General features: G+C 36.5%; 2 protein-coding genes. One reads left to right on the top strand and one right to left on the bottom strand.

Annotation, left to right across the window (positions count from 1 at the left end; translation table 11 throughout):
* The first annotated feature begins 112 nt into the window (after positions 1–112).
* Positions 113–1,162: an NAD(P)/FAD-dependent oxidoreductase gene (locus V7659_RS30690; protein WP_335543785.1), complete on the top strand. Its 1,050-nt coding sequence runs from the start codon at positions 113–115 to the stop codon at positions 1,160–1,162.
* Positions 1,163–1,282: 120 nt separating this feature from the next.
* Here V7659_RS30690 and V7659_RS30685 read toward each other — a convergent pair whose 3' ends face one another.
* A complete protein-coding gene (locus tag V7659_RS30685) occupies positions 1,283–2,053 on the bottom strand; it encodes an IclR family transcriptional regulator (protein ID WP_335543784.1) in 771 nt (256 codons plus the stop codon).
* Positions 2,054–2,188 lie beyond the last annotated feature (135 nt).

Here is a 2,188-nt window from a genome sequence, read left to right as displayed (position 1 = left end):
TAATCATTTTCAATTAAAATAGGGCTAAGTGATAATATTTATCAATTAGTGAAGTGCATTTATTTAAATTGGATCTGTTTTTTAAAGATTTTTTGGCAGGGAGTGGTCATTTATGGAGCAGCATGAATTATTTGATGTGACCGTAATAGGCGGGGGACCAGCAGGGCTTTATTCGACTTTTTATAGCGGGCTAAGAGAAATGAAGACAAAGCTAATAGAATTCCAGCCTCAATTAGGTGGGAAAATTCATGTTTATCCAGAGAAAATGATCTGGGATGTTGGCGGGCAAACGCCTATTCCTGGGGCTAAATTAATAGAGCAATTGGTTGCACAGGGATTAACGTTTAATCCAACTGTAGTATTAAACGAAAAGGTTGAGTCAATTACTCGTAATGAAGAAGGAATTTTTGAATTACAAGCAGCTTCCGGCCAGAAGCATTTTTCGAAAACAGTCATAGTTGCAATTGGCAGCGGAATTTTGAATCCTCAAAAGCTGGACATTGAAGGGGCTGAAAGATTTGAGGTATCTAATTTAAATTACACAGTCAAGTCATTAAAACATTTCAAAGATAAGACTGTCATCATTTCAGGTGGTGGAAATACAGCCATTGATTGGGCGAATGAGTTAGAGTCGATTGCCAAAAAAGTTTATGTGACCTATCGAAAAGAAGCATTAAAAGGCCACGAGGCGCAAGCAACGCAGTTAATGAAGAGTTCTGCGGTTTGTTTATTTCACACCTCTATTACCAAACTGATTGCCAGCAGCAATCATGAATGTATTGAAATGGTGGAACTGACAAATCATGATTCAGGAGAGGTTTCTCATTTGCCAATTGATGAAGTGATAATTAATCATGGGTATGAACAAGACGCCACATTACTTGAAAACAGTAGTTTAAATATTAAAATAGCAGACAATTATTATATTGCAGGTAATTCTGTGAGTGAATCATCAGTAGAAGGACTGTTTGCTGCTGGTGATATCCTTATGTATGACGGAAAGGTAAATTTAATAACAGGTGCCTTCCAGGATGCAGCAAACGCGGTAAACAAAGCGAAACAATTTATTCAGCCTGACGCAAGTAAAATCGGGATGGTTTCTTCTCACAATGATCTTTTTAAAAAGCGAAATAGGGAATTGGTGAAACAAATGATGAAATAAGCTTAACCGATTTGTTAAAGAAGTCCTTCATCGGCATGATGAAGGACATTTTTTATATAATCGAACCGGGTAATCTCTATCATCAATCTTAATCCTCTTTTTACTGAGACATCCTAGTTCCTATTCCACGTCTGACATATACCCGAAACTAGCAGAAATTTCTTTGCTGATTCCTATTAAATAATGGGAAAGTTCATTATTTTCATTTTGTGGGATAAACTCAGAAAAGCCTACTACTGTTACGGCTCCAAGCAGTTTTTTCTGATAGTTTAAAACTGGGATGGAAACAGATGACACAGAGGATACCAGCGGTTCCCTTGCAAAGGCAATTTCTTTCTCACGTATGAGTCCGCATTCATCCTCAAGTTGACTAACCTTTTCTGGAGGAATTTGCATAAATTCTTTCACCTTCCATTCACGAATCATATGCTCATCCATGAAGGCCATAAACACTTTACCTGTTGCTGAACGAATAGGAAGTAAGGTTCCTATTTGAGCGCCAATATTAAACCCTCGATTGTTGTTCAAATCTCTAACAATCATTGGACCATTATCGGTCCAACTGGAAAATAGTACAGTACTCGAACTTTTTTCGTTAATTTCATGCAGAAAAGGTGAGATCCGGTCGATAACATTTTCTTGATCGACAGCGGCCATTCCATATTCAATCAACTTGCTTCCCAATACATATTCTCCTGTTTCCATGTGTCGATACAGAAGACCTAATTGTGTAAAAGTATTTAAGTATTTATAAAGATTACTCTTTGTAATCTGTGTTAAGTCTTGAATATCTGAAAATCTTAATGGCCTGCCTTGTTTGGCGATGATATCAATAATGCCCATACCTATTTGTAATGATTGGATGGTTGTTCCTTTTTTTATGGCTTCCATATTAAACCTCCTATGTACCTTAATCCCTATATTAGCATAGTAGGGGACTAAATCCTACGCAGAACAAAATAGTTTTCTGAAAATTACTTTTACATAAATTAGTATTATTGAAAATTCAGAATATTTGTGTTAACC

It is taken from the genome of Neobacillus drentensis (genome assembly GCF_036966985.1).
GTDB lineage: Bacteria > Bacillota > Bacilli > Bacillales > Cytobacillaceae > Neobacillus > Neobacillus drentensis_E.
Note: the sequence above shows the minus strand (reverse complement) of the source record. Positions and strands in the feature narration are given on the sequence as shown.